Annotated in this window: 15 protein-coding genes; 7 read left to right on the top strand and 8 right to left on the bottom strand. The window is 70.2% G+C overall.

What is annotated here, in order from left to right:
- Window positions 1-13: 13 nt before the first annotated feature.
- Window positions 14-262 carry a WhiB family transcriptional regulator gene (locus tag OO63_RS20310; protein ID WP_030356987.1) on the bottom strand — a complete coding sequence of 83 codons (249 nt, stop codon included), beginning with the start codon at window positions 260-262 and terminating at the stop codon, window positions 14-16.
- A 155-nt stretch (window positions 263-417) separates the two neighbouring features.
- Complete coding sequence (locus tag OO63_RS20305) at window positions 418-1209, bottom strand: VOC family protein (protein ID WP_030356986.1); 792 nt, start codon at window positions 1207-1209, stop codon at window positions 418-420.
- Window positions 1210-1565: 356 nt separating this feature from the next.
- Between OO63_RS20305 and OO63_RS20300 the strand changes: the two genes are divergently transcribed.
- Window positions 1566-2789, top strand: coding sequence for a glycoside hydrolase family 64 protein (locus OO63_RS20300; protein ID WP_030356985.1), 1224 nt, complete (start codon window positions 1566-1568; stop codon window positions 2787-2789).
- 80 nt (window positions 2790-2869) lie between these two features.
- On the opposite strand, the gene OO63_RS20295 is transcribed toward OO63_RS20300, so the two are convergent.
- Window positions 2870-3967, bottom strand: a complete 1098-nt coding sequence (locus tag OO63_RS20295; RefSeq protein ID WP_030356984.1) for a LacI family DNA-binding transcriptional regulator — start codon at window positions 3965-3967, stop codon at window positions 2870-2872.
- Between the two features lie 78 nt (window positions 3968-4045).
- Between OO63_RS20295 and OO63_RS20290 the strand changes: the two genes are divergently transcribed.
- The gene (locus tag OO63_RS20290; RefSeq protein WP_030356983.1) at window positions 4046-4591 is read left to right on the top strand and encodes a DUF1707 SHOCT-like domain-containing protein; all 546 of its coding nucleotides are present in this window, start codon (window positions 4046-4048) and stop codon (window positions 4589-4591) included.
- A 28-nt stretch (window positions 4592-4619) separates the two neighbouring features.
- Here the strand turns inward: OO63_RS20290 and OO63_RS20285 are convergent, their stop codons facing one another.
- The gene (locus OO63_RS20285) at window positions 4620-5720 is read right to left on the bottom strand and encodes a multicopper oxidase domain-containing protein (protein WP_051811015.1); all 1101 of its coding nucleotides are present in this window, start codon (window positions 5718-5720) and stop codon (window positions 4620-4622) included.
- A gap of 267 nt (window positions 5721-5987) precedes the next feature.
- Between OO63_RS20285 and OO63_RS20280 the strand changes: the two genes are divergently transcribed.
- Window positions 5988-8534 carry a ThuA domain-containing protein gene (locus OO63_RS20280; protein WP_397622260.1) on the top strand — a complete coding sequence of 849 codons (2547 nt, stop codon included), beginning with the start codon at window positions 5988-5990 and terminating at the stop codon, window positions 8532-8534.
- Complete coding sequence (locus tag OO63_RS20275; protein WP_051811014.1) at window positions 8531-10756, top strand: OmpL47-type beta-barrel domain-containing protein; 2226 nt, start codon at window positions 8531-8533, stop codon at window positions 10754-10756. The genes OO63_RS20280 and OO63_RS20275 overlap by 4 nt, the downstream gene beginning before the upstream one ends.
- A gap of 25 nt (window positions 10757-10781) precedes the next feature.
- On the opposite strand, the gene ligD is transcribed toward OO63_RS20275, so the two are convergent.
- Both ligD and OO63_RS42300 read right to left on the bottom strand, forming a co-directional pair.
- Complete coding sequence (ligD, locus tag OO63_RS20270; protein ID WP_030356979.1) at window positions 10782-11801, bottom strand: non-homologous end-joining DNA ligase; 1020 nt, start codon at window positions 11799-11801, stop codon at window positions 10782-10784.
- A gap of 316 nt (window positions 11802-12117) precedes the next feature.
- Window positions 12118-12633 carry a hypothetical protein gene (locus tag OO63_RS42300; RefSeq protein WP_051811013.1) on the bottom strand — a complete coding sequence of 172 codons (516 nt, stop codon included), beginning with the start codon at window positions 12631-12633 and terminating at the stop codon, window positions 12118-12120.
- A gap of 167 nt (window positions 12634-12800) precedes the next feature.
- Between OO63_RS42300 and OO63_RS20260 the strand changes: the two genes are divergently transcribed.
- Both OO63_RS20260 and cyaB read left to right on the top strand, forming a co-directional pair.
- Window positions 12801-13652 (top strand): helix-turn-helix domain-containing protein, encoded by an 852-nt coding sequence (locus OO63_RS20260; RefSeq protein ID WP_030356977.1) that lies wholly within the window; start codon window positions 12801-12803, stop codon window positions 13650-13652.
- Window positions 13653-13669: 17 nt separating this feature from the next.
- Complete coding sequence (gene cyaB, locus OO63_RS20255) at window positions 13670-14224, top strand: class IV adenylate cyclase (RefSeq protein WP_030356976.1); 555 nt, start codon at window positions 13670-13672, stop codon at window positions 14222-14224.
- Between the two features lie 89 nt (window positions 14225-14313).
- On the opposite strand, the gene OO63_RS20250 is transcribed toward cyaB, so the two are convergent.
- The gene (locus OO63_RS20250; RefSeq protein ID WP_157854018.1) at window positions 14314-14763 is read right to left on the bottom strand and encodes a hypothetical protein; all 450 of its coding nucleotides are present in this window, start codon (window positions 14761-14763) and stop codon (window positions 14314-14316) included.
- Between the two features lie 49 nt (window positions 14764-14812).
- Entirely contained in the window at window positions 14813-15178 is a 366-nt protein-coding gene (locus tag OO63_RS20245; protein ID WP_030356974.1) for a hypothetical protein, read from the bottom strand.
- Between the two features lie 244 nt (window positions 15179-15422).
- On the opposite strand from OO63_RS20245, the gene OO63_RS20240 reads away from it, so the two are divergent.
- The gene (locus tag OO63_RS20240; protein WP_030356973.1) at window positions 15423-16496 is read left to right on the top strand and encodes an ATP-dependent DNA ligase; all 1074 of its coding nucleotides are present in this window, start codon (window positions 15423-15425) and stop codon (window positions 16494-16496) included.
- Window positions 16497-16626: the final 130 nt, after the last annotated feature.

Below are 16626 nucleotides of genomic sequence, written 5' to 3'. Positions count from 1 at the left end.
ACCCGCAGCGGTCTCAGGCCTGGTCGCGGCGGAGGCTCTGCCGTTCCTTCTCGGAGAGCCCGCCCCAGACCCCGAACCGCTCGTCGTTGTCCAGTGCGTACGTGAGGCAGGTCTCGCGCATGTCGCACAGGAGGCAGATGCGCTTGGCCTCGCGCACCGAGCTCCCCGGCTCGGGGAAGAAGAAGTCGGGCCCGGTCTGCGCACACAGCGCCTGCTCCTGCCAGGCCAGTTCGGGCTCGGTCACAGTGGTGTCGTAGTGCATACGGTGATCGTGCTGGACGGCGCGAAACAAGCGATCAACGTTCGCTCAACGCGGCGCGCCGAGCGCCCCGGGACCGGCTCTCACCGGCCCCGCGACCCGCGCCACGCGGCACGCCCCGGCTCGCCCCCGCGGCCACTCCGACCGCTCCGACCACGTCACCCCTGCGGCGGCTCCGGCTGCATCAGCGCGAACCGCGCGCCGTGGGGATCGGCGAGCTTGGCGAACGCGCCCACCCCCGCGAGGTCCATCCGCTCGGCCCGGACCGTGCCGCCGTTCGTCCGTGCCTTCTCCACGACCGCGTCGATGTCGGCCACCTGGAAGTACGGCATCCAGTAGACCCCCGCCTCCTGCTCGACCGGGTCCTGGTCCAGCGGCCACAGGCCCCCGAACATGTCGTCCGGGGTGCCCTCGCCCGGGTACACCATGGTGTACGAGCCGCCCTCGAAGGGCTGGACGATGGTCTTCCAGCCGAACACCGTCCCGTAGAAAGCGGCGCCCGCCTCGATGTCCGGGGTGTACAGCTCGGTCCAGATCAGCCCGCCGGGCTCGTTCACCAGCTCCAGGCCCTTGTTCTGCCCCGGCTGCCAGACGCAGAAGGGGACGCCGCCCGAGTCGGCGAAGCCCGCCATGCGGCCGAGGTCCAGGACGTCCATCGGCTCGAACAGGGTGCGGCCGCCGGCCTGTCCGACCTGCTTGGCGGTGGCGTCCGCGTCGGGCGTGCAGAAGTACAGCGACCAGGTGGGGGCGGCCACGTCGGGCGGGTTCTCCATCCCGCCGGCCACGGTCCTGCCGCCGAGCTGGAATGTGCCGTACCCGCCGACGTCCTCGCCGCCCCTCTCGAAGTCCCAGCCGAAGACCTCGCGGTAGAAGGCGGCCGCGCCGTCGATGTCCGTGGTGCCCAGATCGACCCAGATCGGGGCGCCGGTGAGCGTGAGATTGCTGAGCATGATCGACTCCTTTGTCGCTCTTGTCGCCTCACGGGACGGCCCTCGTCGCCGGACGGGACCGCCACTTCCGAGTCTTCCACCGGGCACTGACAATCCGCGCGCGCGACCCCGGCCCGGACACCCACCGTCACCACCCGTCGCGCCACCGGACCGGTTTCCGTCACCCTCCGCACCCGCCCGTCATCACCTTGTGAACCCGGACAAGATTCTGAGAGCGCTCTCAGCCACACCTCTTGACGCCACGTTTTCACCGCGGCAACAGTGGGGGCACGTCGACGCACGACCGCGCGCCCGGGCCGCACTCCTGCTCAACTCCCCCCACTTTCCCCCCACTTTCCAGCCAGGAGAGAATTTCCGTGATCTCGCGCAGAGTGTTCCTGACGTCGTCCGCGGCCGCCGCGGGCGCCCTCACCTACCCCGCCTGGGGCCCCGCGCTCAGCCCGCGCGCCCACGCCGCGCCCGCGACCTGCGAACTCGCCCTGCAGAACAAGTCGCTGCCGGGCCAGGTCCGCGCGTACGTCACCGGGCACGAGCCCGGCACCGACCGCTGGCTGCTGCTCAAGCCGGACGGCGGGGTCTACCGCCCCGAGTCGCCGTCGGCCCCCCAGACACCGCTGCCGGTGGACTGCGCCATCCCCCTCGGCGCCGCGGGCTCGGCGCCCAAGGTCCTGACACTGCCCCAGATGTACGGCGCCCGCGTCTACTTCGTCCGCGACGACAAGCTCGGCTTCTTCCTCAACCCGGGCCCGAGCCTGGTCGAGCCCGCCTTCGCCACCAAGGAGGACCCGAACTACGGCCGCACGTGGTCGTTCTGCGAGTTCACCTTCAACAGCACCCAGCTGTACGCGAACATCAGCTACGTCGACCTGGTGACCGCGCTGCCCATCGGCCTGACCCTGGCGGGCGACGCCACCCACACCGTCGCCCCGCTGCCGAACGGCGCCGTCGACAAGATCGCCGCCGATCTGGTGGCGCAGGCGGGCAAGGACGGGCAGCCCTGGGACAAGCTGGTGATCCGCGGCGACGGCGGCGTGCTGCGGGTCATCTCCCCGCAGAACCTCATGGCCCCGTACTTCGACCGCCCCGACCAGATGCCGTTCCGCGACCTCTTCAAGGGCTACGTCGACCAGGTCTGGGACAAGTACCGGTCCACCGACCTGCGCATCGACCTCCAGGGCGGGCGAGGCGTGCGCGTCGGCCGGGTCACCGGGGACACGCTCACCTTCGAGGGCGGCCACACCTTCGCGAAGCCCTCGTCGAAGGACATCTTCACCTGCAACCACGGCCCGTTCGCCAACAACCCGAACGACCCCGACGACAAGAAGGGCCTCCTCGCCCGCCTCGCCGCCGGCTTCAACCGCAGCATCATGCTGACCCACCCCTCGCAGCCCAACGGCACGACGTCCGGTGACTACTACCGCGGCGACGTCACCAACCACTGGGCCCGCGTGGTGCACGCCAACTCGCCCATCGGCTACGCCTTCCCGTACGACGACGTCCGTCCGGACGGCCAGCCGGACGTGTCGGGGGCGGCGCACGACGGGAACCCGCGGAGGTTCACGGTGTCGGTCGGCGCGTAGGCGCTGGACGACGCGTTCCAGGGGGCGGGCAGATCCTTCCGGTGCCCGCCCCCTCCGGGTGCCCGGGGAGTGGCGGACCGCTAGGCGGAGTCCCGGCGTACGAGGTGCGTGGGCAGCACCACGCGTGCGGCCTCCTTCGGGGCGTCCGGGGTCCCGGGCTGCGGCTGCCCCTGGTCAGGGCCCTGCGCCCGGCCCCGCAACTGGCCCTGCCCCACCACGCCCTGCCCTTGGTCGCGCAGCAGCAGCGCCGCCATCAGGCGTCCCATCTCCTCGATGTCCTGCCGCACCGTCGTCAGCGGCGGATCCGCCTGCTCGGCCAGCGGCAGCATGTCGTCGAAGCCGACGACCGCCACGTCCTCGGGGACCCGCCGCCCGGACTCGCGCAGCACGCGCAGCGCCCCGGCCGCCGACAGGTCGTTCGCGGCGAAGACCGCGTCCACGTCCGGGCAGCGCTCCAGGAGGGCGCGCATCGCGCGTTCGCCGCCCGCGGGGGTGAAGTCGCCCTCGGCGACAAGCCGTGGATCGCCGGCCGGTACGACGTCGCGGTAGCCGTCGAGGCGGTCGACGGCGGAGGTCTGGTCGAGCGGCCCGGTGATGTGGGCGACGCGGCCGCGGCCGAGGCCGGTGAGGTGGCGTACGGCCTGGCGGGCGCCACCGCGGTTGTCGCAGTCGACGTACCGGACGCTGCCCGCGCCGCCCGTCCAGCCGGGCCGCCCGCCGAACACCGTGGGCAGACCGGCGCCGTGGATGATGCCGGGCAGCGGGTCGTCCAGGTGCAGCGAGAAGACGAGTGCGCCGTCGACGTGACCGCCCGCGAGATAGCGTCCGACCCGCTCGTGGTCGTCCCTGCCCTCCGTCAGGAGCAGCACCAGCTGGACGTCACGCGCCGTCAGTTCCTTGCTGATGCCGCGGAGTTGGCGGGCGAAGAACGGGTCGGCGAACACCCTGGTCTCCGGCTCGGCGATGACTACGGCCACGGCGTCGTGGCGCCGGGTGACGAGGCTGCGGGCGGCGCGGTTGGGGACGTAGCCGAGTTCCCTGACCGCGTGCCGGACCTTCGCCGCGAGCACTTCCCGCACCCCGGCGTCGCCGTTCACCACCCGTGACACCGTCGCCCGCGACACCCCGGCCCGCGCGGCCACGGCCTCCAGCGTGGGACGCGCTGCTGCCTCGGGCACCTCGGGACTCCTCGTCGACGGTTGCCGATCAGGATAGCCCCGGGCCGCGCGGCAGGCCCGTCGCCTAGAGTCGGGACCATGACTCCGCCTCCGAAGGACCCGCCGCCACGGATCAGCGAGAACGCCCGTGACACCGCCGTGCGACGCCTGCAGGAGGCGTACGCCGACGGGCACATCTCGCACGAGGAGATGGACGAGCGCCTGCACCAGGTCCTCACCGCGACGGCGCCCGGCGAGCTCGACGAGGCCCTGGCCGCGCTCCCGGCGGAGGACCCCGGCACCACCTCCACCATCGCCGCCGCGACCGGACGGATCCGGCGGCGCGGCGCCTGGCGGGTGCCGCGCACCCTCAAGGTGCACTCCGCCCTCGGCCGGGTGCACCTGGACCTGTCCCAGGCGGTGTTCGAGCATCCGGTGGTCGACATCGAGCTGCGCCTCGGCACGGGCGCGGCGAGGATCACGGTGCCGCACGACGCGGTCGTGGACCTCGAAGGGCTGAGCGCCGGCTGGAAGGACACGCTGTACAAGGCCGGGCGCGGCGCCCGCCCCGGTGGCGGACCGACGATCCGGATCACCGGGGCGATGGGGATGGGACGGCTGAAGATCCGCCACGCACGGCGTTGAGGCGCTCGCGGCACCGGTGACACCGGTGTCAGTGGTGCGAGTGATCCGCGCTCGCCCCACCGGACTCGCCGGAGTCACCGGACTTGCCCGCACCCGATCCGCCCGCACCTGACGTGTCCGAACCCGACTTCTCCACGCCCGACTTCTTCTCCGCCTTCGCGTGCGGATGGTGCGGCTCGTAGTCCGGAATCGTGCCGTCCGGCTTCTTGACCAGGAAGAGACCCACCATCCCCATGTCGGAGTGGCTCTGCACATGGCAGTGGTACATCCACGCCCCGGCGCCCACCCCCTCGCCCGCGATCACCTGGAAGCCGAAGGAGTCGCCGGGTCCTGTGATCTTGTCGTCGAGGACCTGGCTGGGGTCGTCGGGGCCGGTGAGCAGGCCGGTGCGGTTGTCGGCCCAGCGGTGACCGTGGATGTGGAACGTGTGGTAGTACTCGCCGTGCGTGATCGACACGAACTCGACCCGATCGCCCACCGTGGCCTCGAAGTTCGGCCCCGAGTGCGCGGGCTTGTTGTTGATCATCATGTCGTTGAAGACGACGACGCAGGTCTGGTCCGGCAGGATGTCGCCCTTGCGGCGCACGATCACCGCGCCGTAGAGGCCCTTGCGCACGCCGCCGGTGCCGTGCTCGGTGCCGACCACGTGGTCGTGGTAGTGCCAGTAGCCGGCCGTGCCGGGGCGCCAGGTGCCGTCCTTGCGGCGGCCCGGCGCGTGGGTGCGCCAGGTGTAGGTGCGCTTGCCGCCGGGCGCCACCTGGGACTTGGTGTGTTTCGTGCCGTCGCTGGAGATCTCGTAGTCCATGCCGTGGACGTGCAGGCTGACGTCGACGTCCGTGGTGTTCTCGAACTCGACGTGCAGGGTGTCGCCCTCGTTGAGTTCGAGGAGCGGGCCGGGGATGGAGGCCTTGCCCTTCTCCAGGCCGTAGCCCATCTGCCCGTCGGGAAGCTTCTCGGCGTACATCTTGATGCGTCGCACCTCGCCGCCCGCCGGGGCCGTCTTCGGCGGGTCGACGGCGCGCGGGGCGTCGGCCGCGGAGTCCGCGGCCATCACCGACAACGATGTCACGCCCACGGTGGCCGCCGCTCCCCCGGCCAGCATCCGGCGGTTGAAGCTCCGTCTGTCCATGGCGAACTCCCCACTCATATACGGAAACTGACGCTACGTACGGACACCGCCGGGGCGCCCGGGGCACCGGATTCCGGCCACACGCTAGCGGCAGTGCTCCGGTTTATCCACACGCAGGACAAAGGTCGCACGAAGTGATGTCGTAGCTCTTGGCTAGCCGTCAAAAGAGGGCTAGCTTCGTCGGCGCCAGCCCTCGAAGGGGGCTAGCTTCTCCGGTGCTGTTGATGTATTCGCCGTAGCCGTGACCGACGATGGGTGGGTGTACTCATGCGGCTGAAACCGCATCAAACGCCCCCAACCGCACGAGGGTTGGGCAGAACCAGACAGAGATCCACGCGCCGCGCCTGGGCGGCGGCCCTGGCCGCCGGGGCCGTCGCCGCCGGCCTGCTCACGGGCCCCGCCGCGACCGCGCGGCCCTTTCCGGAACCGCCCCCCGACGCGGAGGCGATGAAGACAACGATGTCACGCGCGCTGCCCGCTCCCCCGGGCGGCGCGAACGTGCGTGTGCTCGCCTTCTACGGCTCGGCCGCGGGCGGCGACGAGTCGCCGGTCGTCGACGCGGCCATCGCCGCCATCGAGAAGATCGGCCAATCGGGCCCGGCCGAGCAGCGGTTCACGGTCACGGCCACCGACGACCCGGCCGTGTTCACCAACGCCAAGAAGCTCGGCAAGTTCAACGCGGTGACGTTCGTGACCGGCGGCGGCGACGTCCTCGACGCCGAGCAGGAGGCGGGCCTTGAGGCCTACATGGAGGCGGGCGGCGGCTTCCTCGGCCTGCACGACGCGGCCCGCGCGGAGCCCTACTCGTCCTGGTTCACCGGCCTGGTCGGCGCCCGCCCCAAGGACGCGAGCCCCACCGCCGCGCAGCGCGCCACCGTCGAGGTCGGCGACCGCGAGAACCCCGCCACCAAGGACCTGCCGCTGGAGTGGAAGCGCCCCGACAAGTGGCTCAACTGGGAGACCAACCCGTCGGGCGCCGTGCACACCGTGGCCCGCGTGCGCGAGTCGACGTACAAGCCGGGCGAAGGCGCGAACGGCGCGGACCACCCGGTGTCCTGGTGCCGTGACTACGACGGCGGCCGGTCCTTCTACACCGGCATGGGCGGCACCGCCGACGCCTACGACGAGGCGGACTTCCGCGGCCATCTGCGCGGCGCCCTGCTCTGGACGACCCGCATCGCCCGCGCCGACTGCAAGGCCACCATCAACGCGAACTACCGGGCCGAGCGCCTGACCCAGCCCAACAAGCCGGGCCAGAACGACCAGATCGGCGAGCCGCACGGCCTGGTCACGGCCCCCGACGGCAAGGTGTTCTACATCGGCCGCGGCGGCGCCGACTCCTCGCAGCCCGTGATCACCGACTGGAACAACCCGGACATCGGCAAGGGCAAGGGCGAGATCCACGTCTACGACCCGAAGACCAAGAAGTCGACCCTGGCCGGGGCGCTCACCGTCTTCGGGAACAAGGGCGGCGGCGGTGAGCTGATCAAGGTCGAGGAGGGTCTGCTCGGCATCGAGCTGGACCCGAAGTTCGAGCAGAACGGCTGGGTGTACCTGCACTACACGCCGCACTCGCAGCTCAACCGCGACACGCACATGGCCGAGCGGTACGTCTCCCGCTTCACCCTCGACCGCGCCACCGACAAGCTGGACCTGAACAGCGAGAAGGTGCTGCTCAAGTGGCCGGTACAGGTGCACAGTTGCTGCCACTCCGGCGGCGGGATGTCCTGGGACTCCAAGGGCAACCTGTACATCGCGACCGGTGACAACAACTCCTCCGGCTTCAGCGACGGCTACTCGGGCAACAACCCGCAGCCGAACTTCAAGGGCGTCTCCTTCGCCGACGCCCGCCGCACCGCGGGCAACACCAACAACCTCAACGGCAAGATCCTGCGCATCCACCCCGAGCCCGACGGCACGTACACCCTGCCCGAAGGCAACCTCTTCACCGGCAAGGAGCCGGACGAGGGCGGCGGCAAGACGCGCGGCGAGATCTATGTGATGGGGGTCAGGAACCCGGCCCGCATCTTCGTCGACCAGAAGACCGACATCCTGTACGCCGGGTGGGTCGGCCCCGACGCCGGTCAGCCGTCGACGACGTGGGGCCCGGCGAAGTACGACACGTTCGCGGCCATCACGCACGCCTCCAACCGCGGCTGGCCGTACTGCATGGGCAACAACCAGCCCTACCGCGACCGCAATCTGCCGGACCCGAGCAAGCCGCTCGGCTGGTACGACTGCAAGAACCTGCGCAACGAGTCGCCCAACAACGACGGCCTGGTGAAGATCCCGCCGGCCGAGCCCAACACCATCTGGTACTCACCGCAGGGCGGCGGCATCGACTACCCGCGCGACGCGAACGGCGTGCCGAGCTACAAGCCGGAGGAGCAGAAGCAGCTCCTTCCGTGGCTGAAGGGCGGCGGCCAGGCCACGATGAACGGCCCGGTCTACCGCTACGACGCGGCGAGCACGAGCGCCGACAAGTGGCCGTCGTACTGGGACGGCAAGTGGTTCGTCGGGGACTTCTACGACGGCGACCAGCCGCGGCACGCGGTGCTCACCGACCCGAAGACGGTCGGCAAGGGCGGTCTGCCGGTGCACGCCGAATCGCTCAAGAAGATCATTCCGGTCGGCAACGACCACATCAAGAACCTCATGGACTGGAAGTTCGCTCCGGACGGCTCGCTCTACGTCCTCGACTACGGGCGCGGCTTCTTCACCTCGGACGCCAAGTCGGCGCTGTGGCGCGTGACATACAAGGGCGGCGGGGCCACTCCGGCCGTGTCCGACCTGGCGAGGAAGGCGGGACGATGAGATCCGTGAGTTCCCTGAGATCCGCTCGTCGCGGCAGGCTCTGGACGGCGCTGCTCGCCGCGCTCCTGATGGCGGTCGGCCTGACGTCGGCGGCGAGCGCGCGGCCCGACAACACCGGGCTCTCCGCGCAGCAGCAGACCCTGACCTGGACGGCCGACAACGACATCTCCAAGTACAAGTCGGCGCCCGCGACGGCGGTCGCGGGCAAGACGACGATCGTCTTCGAGAACAGCGTGGCGACGGGCAACACCACCGGCATGCCGCACACGCTGACGTTCGACGTCTCCGACCCGGAGTACAACAACGACGTCCCGCTGAACATCCTCGCCAACCCGGGCGACGACAAGGGCGGCAAGCACACGGCCGAGGTCACCCTGAAGCCGGGCCGCTACCGCTACTACTGCACCATCCCCGGCCACGGCGCGATGCAGGGCATCCTGGTCGTGACCGAGGGCGGCGGCGAGGACACCACCGCCCCGGAGACGAAGGCGAAGGTGGACGGGGCGACCAACTCCGACGGCGCGTACGTCGGTTCGGCGACGGTCACGGTGACGGCGACCGACGAGAGCGGCGGCTCGGGCGTCGAGAAGGTCGAGTACGCGGTCGGGGCCGACGGCGCCTGGCAGCCGTACACCGCGCCCGTGGTCGTGAACACGGTCGGCACGCACAAGATCCGCTATCGGGCGACCGACAAGGCGGGCAACGTGGCGGCGGAGAAGGCGGTCGACTTCAAGGTCGTCGCGCCGCCGACCGACGACAAGACACCGCCGGAGACCTCGGCGACGGTCAGCGGCGAGCAGAACGGCCAGGGCCAGTACCTCGGCATGGCGACGGTGACGGTGTCGGCGTCCGACGCGGGCTCGGGCCTCAACAAGGTCGAGTACGCGATCGGCGCCGGCGACTGGCAGCCGTACACGACACCGGTGATGGTCCACGAGGTGGGCAGCCACAAGGTCCGCTACCGCGCCTCCGACAAGGCGGGCAATGTCGCGCCGGAGAAGTCGGTGGAGTTCACGGTGGTCGCGCCGCCGACCGAGGACAAGACGCCGCCGGAGACGTCGGCGAAGGTCGAGGGCGACAAGAACTCGGACGGCGCCTACATCGGGAAGGCCAAGGTGACGGTCACCGCGACCGACTCCGGGTCGGGTGTGGACAAGGTCGAGTACTCCCTGGACGGTGGCCCGTACGTGGCGTACGCGGCGCCCGTGGTCGTCGACCGCGTCGGGCGGCACACGGTGGCGTACCGGGCGAGCGACAAGGCGGGCAACACCGCGCCCGCGAAGTCGGTGGCGTTCACGGTCGACGAGGGCGGCGGGGTGCCAGGCCCCAACTGCCCTGAGTACGACGAGCGGTTGACGGTCTTTGTCGGCACGGTCGACACGGGGATCCCGAACCGCGTCACCAACAACCGCTGCCGCATAGGCGAGTTGATCGAGGACGAGAAGGACTGGTCGTCGCACGCGCTGTTCCTCAAGCACGTCAAGACCGTCACGGACCGCCTCAAGAAGAACGCCGAGATCGACCAGCGCGAGTACAACAAGATCAACAAGGCGGCGAAGCAGTCGGGCATCGGCAAGCCGGGCCAGACCGAGGGCTACCGCTCGCTCTTCGACGGCACGCAGAAGTCCTTCGCCAAGTGGAGCCATGTGGGCGGCGGTTCGTTCGGCCTCAACGCCGACGGGTCGATGACCTCGGGCACCACGAAGAACGGCCTCGGCATGCTGTGGTTCCCCGAGCGCAAGTACGGCGACTTCTCGCTGAAGCTCCAGTGGCGCGACGACGCCCCGGCCGCCGGGAACGCCAACTCCGGTGTGTTCGTACGCTTCCCGCAGGTCCACGACCACCCGGAGGAGTCACGTCCGGAGTGGGTCGCCATCAAGTACGGCCACGAGGTGCAGGTGCTCGACCGTCCCGACGGCGACATGTACAAGACCGGCTCGGTGTACGGCTTCGACCGCGTCGGCCTCGCGGGCGCGGGCGTGACACCCAAGGGCACCTGGAACGACTACGAGATCCGCGTGGTCGACCAGAAGTACTCGGTGTACCGCAACGGCGTCCTGCTCAACGAGTTCGACAACACCGGCGGCCAGCTCTTCGAGCCGCCGCGCGGCGACGACCCGGGCACGGACGGCCGCCGCTTCGCGTCCGGGTACATCGGGCTCCAGGTCCACGGTGTCACGGACGTGGTGTCGTACCGCGACATCCGGATCAAGGAGCTGTAGCAACTCCCCCTGAAACGAAGCGGGTTCAGTCGTCGTCGTGCTTCGCGCGGCTCGGCTGGACCCGCTTCGGCTCGCCGGGCATCTTCGGGTACTCGGGCGGATAGGGCATGTCGCCGAGCCCGTGGTCCCTCTCATCGCGGTCGGCCTGTTCGAGGAGCCCCTCAAGGGAGAAGGCGTGCCCGTCCATGTCCTTGTGGACGTCGCCGACCTCGGCGAAGCGCGCGGGCATGGTGCCGATGTCGAAGTCGGTGGGCACGGCGTCGTCGATCTCGTCCCAGCGCAGCGGCGCGGAGACGGGGGCGTGCGGGCGGGCGCGCACCGAGTAGGCGGAGGCGATGGTGCGGTCGCGTGCGGTTTGGTTGAAGTCGACGAAGATGCGCTCGCCGCGCTCCTCCTTCCACCAGGCGGTGGTCACCGCGTCCGGATTGCGGCGCTCCAGCTCCCGGCCGCAGGCGATGGCGGCGCGGCGTACCTCGACGAAGGTCCAGCGGGGCGCGATGGGCACGAAGACGTGGATGCCGCGCCCGCCGGAGGTCTTGGGCCAGCCGCGCAGCCCGAAGTCACCGAGGACCTCCCTCAGCCCGTGGGCGGCGCGGACGGCGTCACCGTAGTCCGTGCCGGGCTGGGGGTCGAGATCGATGCGGAGCTCGTCGGGGTGGTCGGGCTCCGCGCGGCGGACCGGCCAGGGGTGGAAGGTGAACGTGCCGAACTGGGCGGCCCAGACGACGGCGGCGACCTCGGTGGGGCAGATCTCGTCGGCGGTGCGGCCGCTGGGGAAGGTGATGGTGCCCGTGGGGATCCAGTCGGGCAGGTTCTTCGGGGCGCGCTTCTGGTAGAAGTGCTCGCCGCCGAGGCCCTCCGGGTACCGCTCCAGGGTGGTCGGCCGGTCGCGCAGCGCCCGCAGGATGCCGTCGCCGACGGCGATGAAGTACTCGGCCAGGTCCCGCTTGGTGAAGCCGCGCTCGGGGAACAGCACGCGGTCGGGGCTGGAGAGCCGCACCTGCCGCTCTCCAGCCGCCAGCTCCACCGCCGCGCCGGCGCCCATGCGTGCCACGGTAGCCGTGCCCGACAAATGCCGCATATTGGGTTGTATGGCTCGGCCGGTCGCAGAATCTGACCACCAGGCGCCGCTTCGCTTGTTCATGACGGCTAGGAAGGCACGGCTGGCCGTCGCTGCCTGCGTGCCCGATAGGCCTGGTCGGCGGCGGCTTGGGCGCCCTTCCACGCAGCGCGCATCCGGGTTCCCACCCGGCAGTAGTTCTCTTCCTGACAGGGAGGGCAGCCATAGAGGTGCCCCATGTAGTCGGCGTACCGGTCGTCCGCCAGCTTGTCCGCACGCGATGAGGTTTGGTCGGTGGTGCTCACGACTCGATCGCCTGCAACACGTCGGCCGTCGACAGCAGCGCGGCGAGACGCACGGGGTCGCACAAGTGCCCGCGGCGTGATGGTGCCACTGCCCAGTAGGTGACGGGCGAGGCCTGCTTGCCGATGCGCGGCACGGCTAGGTATGTGCCGGTCCTGAGCCGATCCCCGGGTCCCTCCCACACGGCGTCGGGTGCTACGAGTGCGTAGTAGCGGCCGCTGTTCGTGCGGGTGTCACAGATGACGGGGCCGTGCAGACAGTCGTCAAGCGCCTGCTGCACCACGTCCGCCTGGTCGCTGCCCACTGCGGCGTGGAGGAGGCGGCCCGGGACGCGGATGGCGTCGAAGCGCTCGCCGAGCGGCAGGAGCGCGATTCCGTGGTTGGCCCACTCTGACATGGCCTGACGCGGTGCGGGGTGCACCCGGGCGAGCCAGTCGGCGATGGCACCGCGGTCCGGCGAGTGCTCCCGTGCGCTGCCTTCTGAGCTCGGCCGGGGGCCTTTGCTCTCGGCCATGTCGACTCCCTCATCGTCGGCCACGCCCCGGGGCCGGTGCACGGCCGCCTGGGCTCTTGCTGCTCTGGCCAGTGTCTTGTGACGGTAGGTGTCGACTCGATCCCCCACCGGTAATCTCACCGTGGGATGGAATTCCATCCTGTTCGTGGATGGCCGGGGGCTGCGCCATGGGGACCGCACTGGAACCGATCGAACTGCCGGACTGGGCATGGGAGCGCGCAGAGGTCCGGAAGGCACTGAGAGCGCGCGACATGGGCGCCGTGTTCCGGCATGTGCAGCAGTACGCGGGAGCGAGCCAGGCCCGCATCGCCACGGCCGCCGGGATGACGCAGGGCCGCGTCAACGAGATCATCAACGGCCGCCGCGAAGTGTCCCGCCTCGACGTGTACGAGCGGATCGCGAGCGGGCTGCGCATGCCCGACGACGCCCGCCACCTCCTCGGTCTGGCCGCCGCCCGGGAACGTCGAGCGGGCGGCCCCGCATTCGACCTTGCGGCGTTTCCGGAGGTGGTGCGGGTCTACGGGGCACAGCACTCGGCGGCCGAGGAGATCCAGCAGCAAGCCCGCGAGGCCGCGGAGTTGGACGTTCTCGCGGTGCGCGGGCTCGGGCTGATCGGCCTTAACGACAGCCTGCTGCGCGCCTGCCTGCCCCGCGAACAGGGCGGCCGGGGACTCCGGATCCGGGTGGCGCTTCTCGACCCCGGCAGCGATGCCCTGGCCCGCCGCGCGGCCGAGATCGGCGAGTCCGCGGAGTCTCTCGCCGGTGGGGTGCGACTGACGGAGGCGCGGCTGCGGGAGTTGGCCGATGCAGGGGACATCGGTGTGTGGCGGTACCGGATGCTGCCCACTTGGCGGGTCATCCGCACGGACTCCACCATGTTCGTCGGGGCCTTCGACGCCGGCTGGGAGGGTCACGAGTCGGCGATGTACAAGGTCATGGCAACGCCGCACGGCCCGCTCTTCCGGGGCTTCCGGCGAATGTTCGAGGCAGTCGTCAACGGGGCACAGCGCACTGTCTGAAGAGAGGGGAAACGGTGGTGATCGAGGCCGAGTTGAAGGCCCGGATTCATGCTCGGGAAGCTGTGATGCGGCTGCTCGACGAGAGGGCGACGGCCCGTGTCGAGGTGTACCGGGATACGTACTACGACCGCCCTGACGGGTCGCTGGAGAAGGCGGGCCAGGAGCTTCGGGTGCGTACCGTGCACGGAGCGGACGAGACCCGCACGGTGCTCACCTACAAGGGCGCGGCCGTCGACGAGCAGTCCGGGTCGAAGCCCGAGCACGAGACTCGTGTCGAGGACGCCGACCAGGCACACGCGATCCTCCGCGGGCTCGGCCACGTCGAGGTCATCGCCTTCGAAAAGCAGTGCCGCAACTACGACTTCGAGGCGCGCGGCCGCCAGATGCTCGCCACCCTCGTACGGGTCCCCGAGCTGGACGGGACGTTCCTGGAGGTCGAGACCCTCGTCGACGAGGACGACGTGACCGCGGCCCTGGGCGACATCCGTGAGGTGCTCGCCGACCTCGGGGTCGGTGCGGAGGACCTGACGCGGGAGACGTACACGGGCGCCGTGGCGGCACAGCGGGGCTGACCCCGCAACGCAGAAATGCCCCCTTCGAGGTGCGAGGTGAGGCCTTTGCCAGGCAGGGAGCGAGGCGAGGCCGAGGCGTATGTTTCCCGTTACTCAGGGAGTTTTTCCGGTTCCCCCACAGGACGCCATGTGATGTCGTCGCTGGTCAGGCCCCGGCGTTCCAGAAGCTCGGTGAGATCGAGCATTTGTACGGCGCTGACGTGCACTGGGTCGATGATGAAGCCGAGCGCTCGGCCCGTCTGCCGGACGACAGCTGCCCAGGTGGTCAGGTCACTGCCTTCCAATAGCCCGGGCTCGATGGCAATGAAGGGTGTGGGTCCGAGGGCATCGGTGACTTTGCTGTAGCAGTCCCATATGAAATCGGCGGCGGGTGGCCATTCGCCGTCGGGGGGTTGAAACCAGGCTTCGACCTCGGTGTCCCGGCGGTGGCTGAACTCGGAGGCGATGCCGTGAGTTTCGAGCGCGAAGCGTGCTTGCTCTCGGTATTCAGGCTTCACCTGAACGGTCACGAACAGCGTCCTGGCTGGCATGTCTCTCATTCCAGCAGGGTAGTGCGGTGGGGCGAAGCCCCAGGGGTCTACTCAGGTTTCAGCCCCCGACGGGGAAGCTCGTGCAGTCCGGGTCGTCCAAGCAGTCGGCGAACTCTTCCTGGCCCGCCTCGTTCACCTGCTCCAGCGCTTCCAAGTACATGTCCTCACGGCTCGCGTCCGGCACCTCCGCGCACTCGGCAGGCTCCGGGTCCTCGTCGACTTCCGGGTCGAAGTCGTCCGGGCGCGCTTCGATGGAGTGCATCCATGCCTTGATGCACGCTCTTCGCTGCTCGGCCGCGTCGACGTTCAGCGTCTTGGACGGCTTCTGCTTCTCAGGCTCGGTGTTGGAGCTGTCGTCAGAGCTGGAGCAGCCTGCCAAGGTGAGGGCAGCGAGCGTGAGCACAGTGATCGTAGTGCGGCGCATGGTTTCCCCCGGAGGCTGTGTGAGGCCCCGGAGCGTAGCGGCGCGGCTGGCGTGATCGGGCTGGAACGTGTGAAGGTCCCGCCGCGCCGAAGGCGGCAGGGCCGGTGCTGCGCGCCACCTGACGCATGTAGCGCAGCGTGGCAAGGCCCCCCACCAATACTGCACCTCGGAGCAGCCACATAGAACCGCTCACCAGACGCTGGCTGAACAGGCGGACTGTGGGGACGCCTCATAGATTTGGACCATGGATCTCCCGGTGATGCCGCCCGTGAAGCCCATGCTCGCCAAGTCCGTGGCGCGGATTCCGCCCGGGATGCAGTACGAGGCGAAGTGGGACGGGTTCCGGGCCGTCGTCTTCCGGGACGGCCCGGAGGTCGAGATCGGCAGTCGGGGCACGAAGTCCCTGACCCGGTACTTTCCCGAGCTGGTCGAGGCGCTGCGGGAACGCCTTCCGGAGCGGTGCGTGGTCGACGGGGAGATCGTCATCGCGCGCGGGGGGCGGCTCGAATTCGACGCCCTCAGCGAACGCATCCATCCGGCGGAGTCCCGGGTACGGCTGCTCGCCGAGCGCACACCGGCGTCGTTCGTCGCCTTCGATCTGCTCGCCCTCTTCGACGAGTCCCTGCTCGACGTCTCCCTCAGCGACCGGCGCGCGCTTCTGACCAGGGCACTTGAGGGTGTGAGCGCGCCCGTGCACCTGGCTCCCGCCACCCTCGACCGGGAGGTGGCCGAGCGGTGGTTCGAGGAGTTCGAGGGCGCCGGGCTCGACGGGGTGATCGCCAAGCCGCTGGACCTGCGGTACCGGCAGAACGAGCGCCTCATGTACAAGATCAAGCACGAGCGGACCGCGGACTGCGTCGTCGCGGGCTTCCGCTTCCACAAGAGCGGGCCCGTGGTGGGGTCGCTGCTGCTCGGTCTGTACGACGACGGGGGGACGTTGCAGCACGTCGGGGTGTGCGCGGCCTTCGCCATGAAGCGGCGGGCCGAGCTGATGGCCGAGCTCGAACCGCTGCGGATGGAGTCCGTGGCGGGGCATCCGTGGGCGGCGTGGACCGAGGAGGCCGCCCACGAGGGGGCGCGGCTGCCGGGGGCGGTGAGCCGGTGGACCGGCAAGAAGGATCTGTCGTGGGTGCCGTTGCGGCCGGAGCGGGTGTGTGAGGTGGCCTACGACCACATGGAGAACGGGGCGCGGTTCCGGCACACCGCGCAGTTTCGGGCGTGGCGCCTTGACCGGGATCCCGGCTCCTGTACGTACGCCCAGCTGGAGGAGCCCGCCGGGTACGACCTGACCGAGGTCCTCGGGTCGCCCCCGGCGTAGGGTGCCGCCGGGCTGCAGCCCTTCCCCGCCGCTCCGCGGCGGATCTCTCCCACCCACCCGCCCACTTCTCTCGGACCAGTCGCACCGCCCCCGCGTCCCGGCACACCCGCGCCCCCGGACCGGCCGCACC

Origin of the sequence: Streptomyces alboflavus, assembly GCF_000716675.1 — a bacterium.
Lineage (GTDB): Bacteria > Actinomycetota > Actinomycetes > Streptomycetales > Streptomycetaceae > Streptomyces > Streptomyces alboflavus.
This window is presented reverse-complemented; position numbering and strand designations above follow the sequence as displayed.

Excerpts from the sequence above, each read along its gene's own strand:
- OO63_RS20310 (WP_030356987.1), bottom strand. The coding sequence starts at position 262 with ATGCACTACGACACCACTGTGACCGAGCCCGAACTGGCCTGGCAGGAG.
- OO63_RS20305 (WP_030356986.1), bottom strand. The coding sequence starts at position 1,209 with ATGCTCAGCAATCTCACGCTCACCGGCGCCCCGATCTGGGTCGATCTG.
- OO63_RS20290 (WP_030356983.1), top strand. The coding sequence starts at position 4,046 with ATGACTCCGCCTCCGAAGGACCCGCCGCCACGGATCAGCGAGAACGCC.
- OO63_RS20285 (WP_051811015.1), bottom strand. The coding sequence starts at position 5,720 with ATGGACAGACGGAGCTTCAACCGCCGGATGCTGGCCGGGGGAGCGGCG.
- OO63_RS20280 (WP_397622260.1), top strand. The coding sequence starts at position 5,988 with ATGCGGCTGAAACCGCATCAAACGCCCCCAACCGCACGAGGGTTGGGC.
- OO63_RS20275 (WP_051811014.1), top strand. The coding sequence starts at position 8,531 with ATGAGATCCGTGAGTTCCCTGAGATCCGCTCGTCGCGGCAGGCTCTGG.
- ligD (WP_030356979.1), bottom strand. The coding sequence starts at position 11,801 with ATGGGCGCCGGCGCGGCGGTGGAGCTGGCGGCTGGAGAGCGGCAGGTG.
- OO63_RS42300 (WP_051811013.1), bottom strand. The coding sequence starts at position 12,633 with ATGGCCGAGAGCAAAGGCCCCCGGCCGAGCTCAGAAGGCAGCGCACGG.
- OO63_RS20260 (WP_030356977.1), top strand. The coding sequence starts at position 12,801 with ATGGGGACCGCACTGGAACCGATCGAACTGCCGGACTGGGCATGGGAG.
- OO63_RS20250 (WP_157854018.1), bottom strand. The coding sequence starts at position 14,763 with ATGAGAGACATGCCAGCCAGGACGCTGTTCGTGACCGTTCAGGTGAAG.
- OO63_RS20245 (WP_030356974.1), bottom strand. The coding sequence starts at position 15,178 with ATGCGCCGCACTACGATCACTGTGCTCACGCTCGCTGCCCTCACCTTG.
- OO63_RS20240 (WP_030356973.1), top strand. The coding sequence starts at position 15,423 with ATGGATCTCCCGGTGATGCCGCCCGTGAAGCCCATGCTCGCCAAGTCC.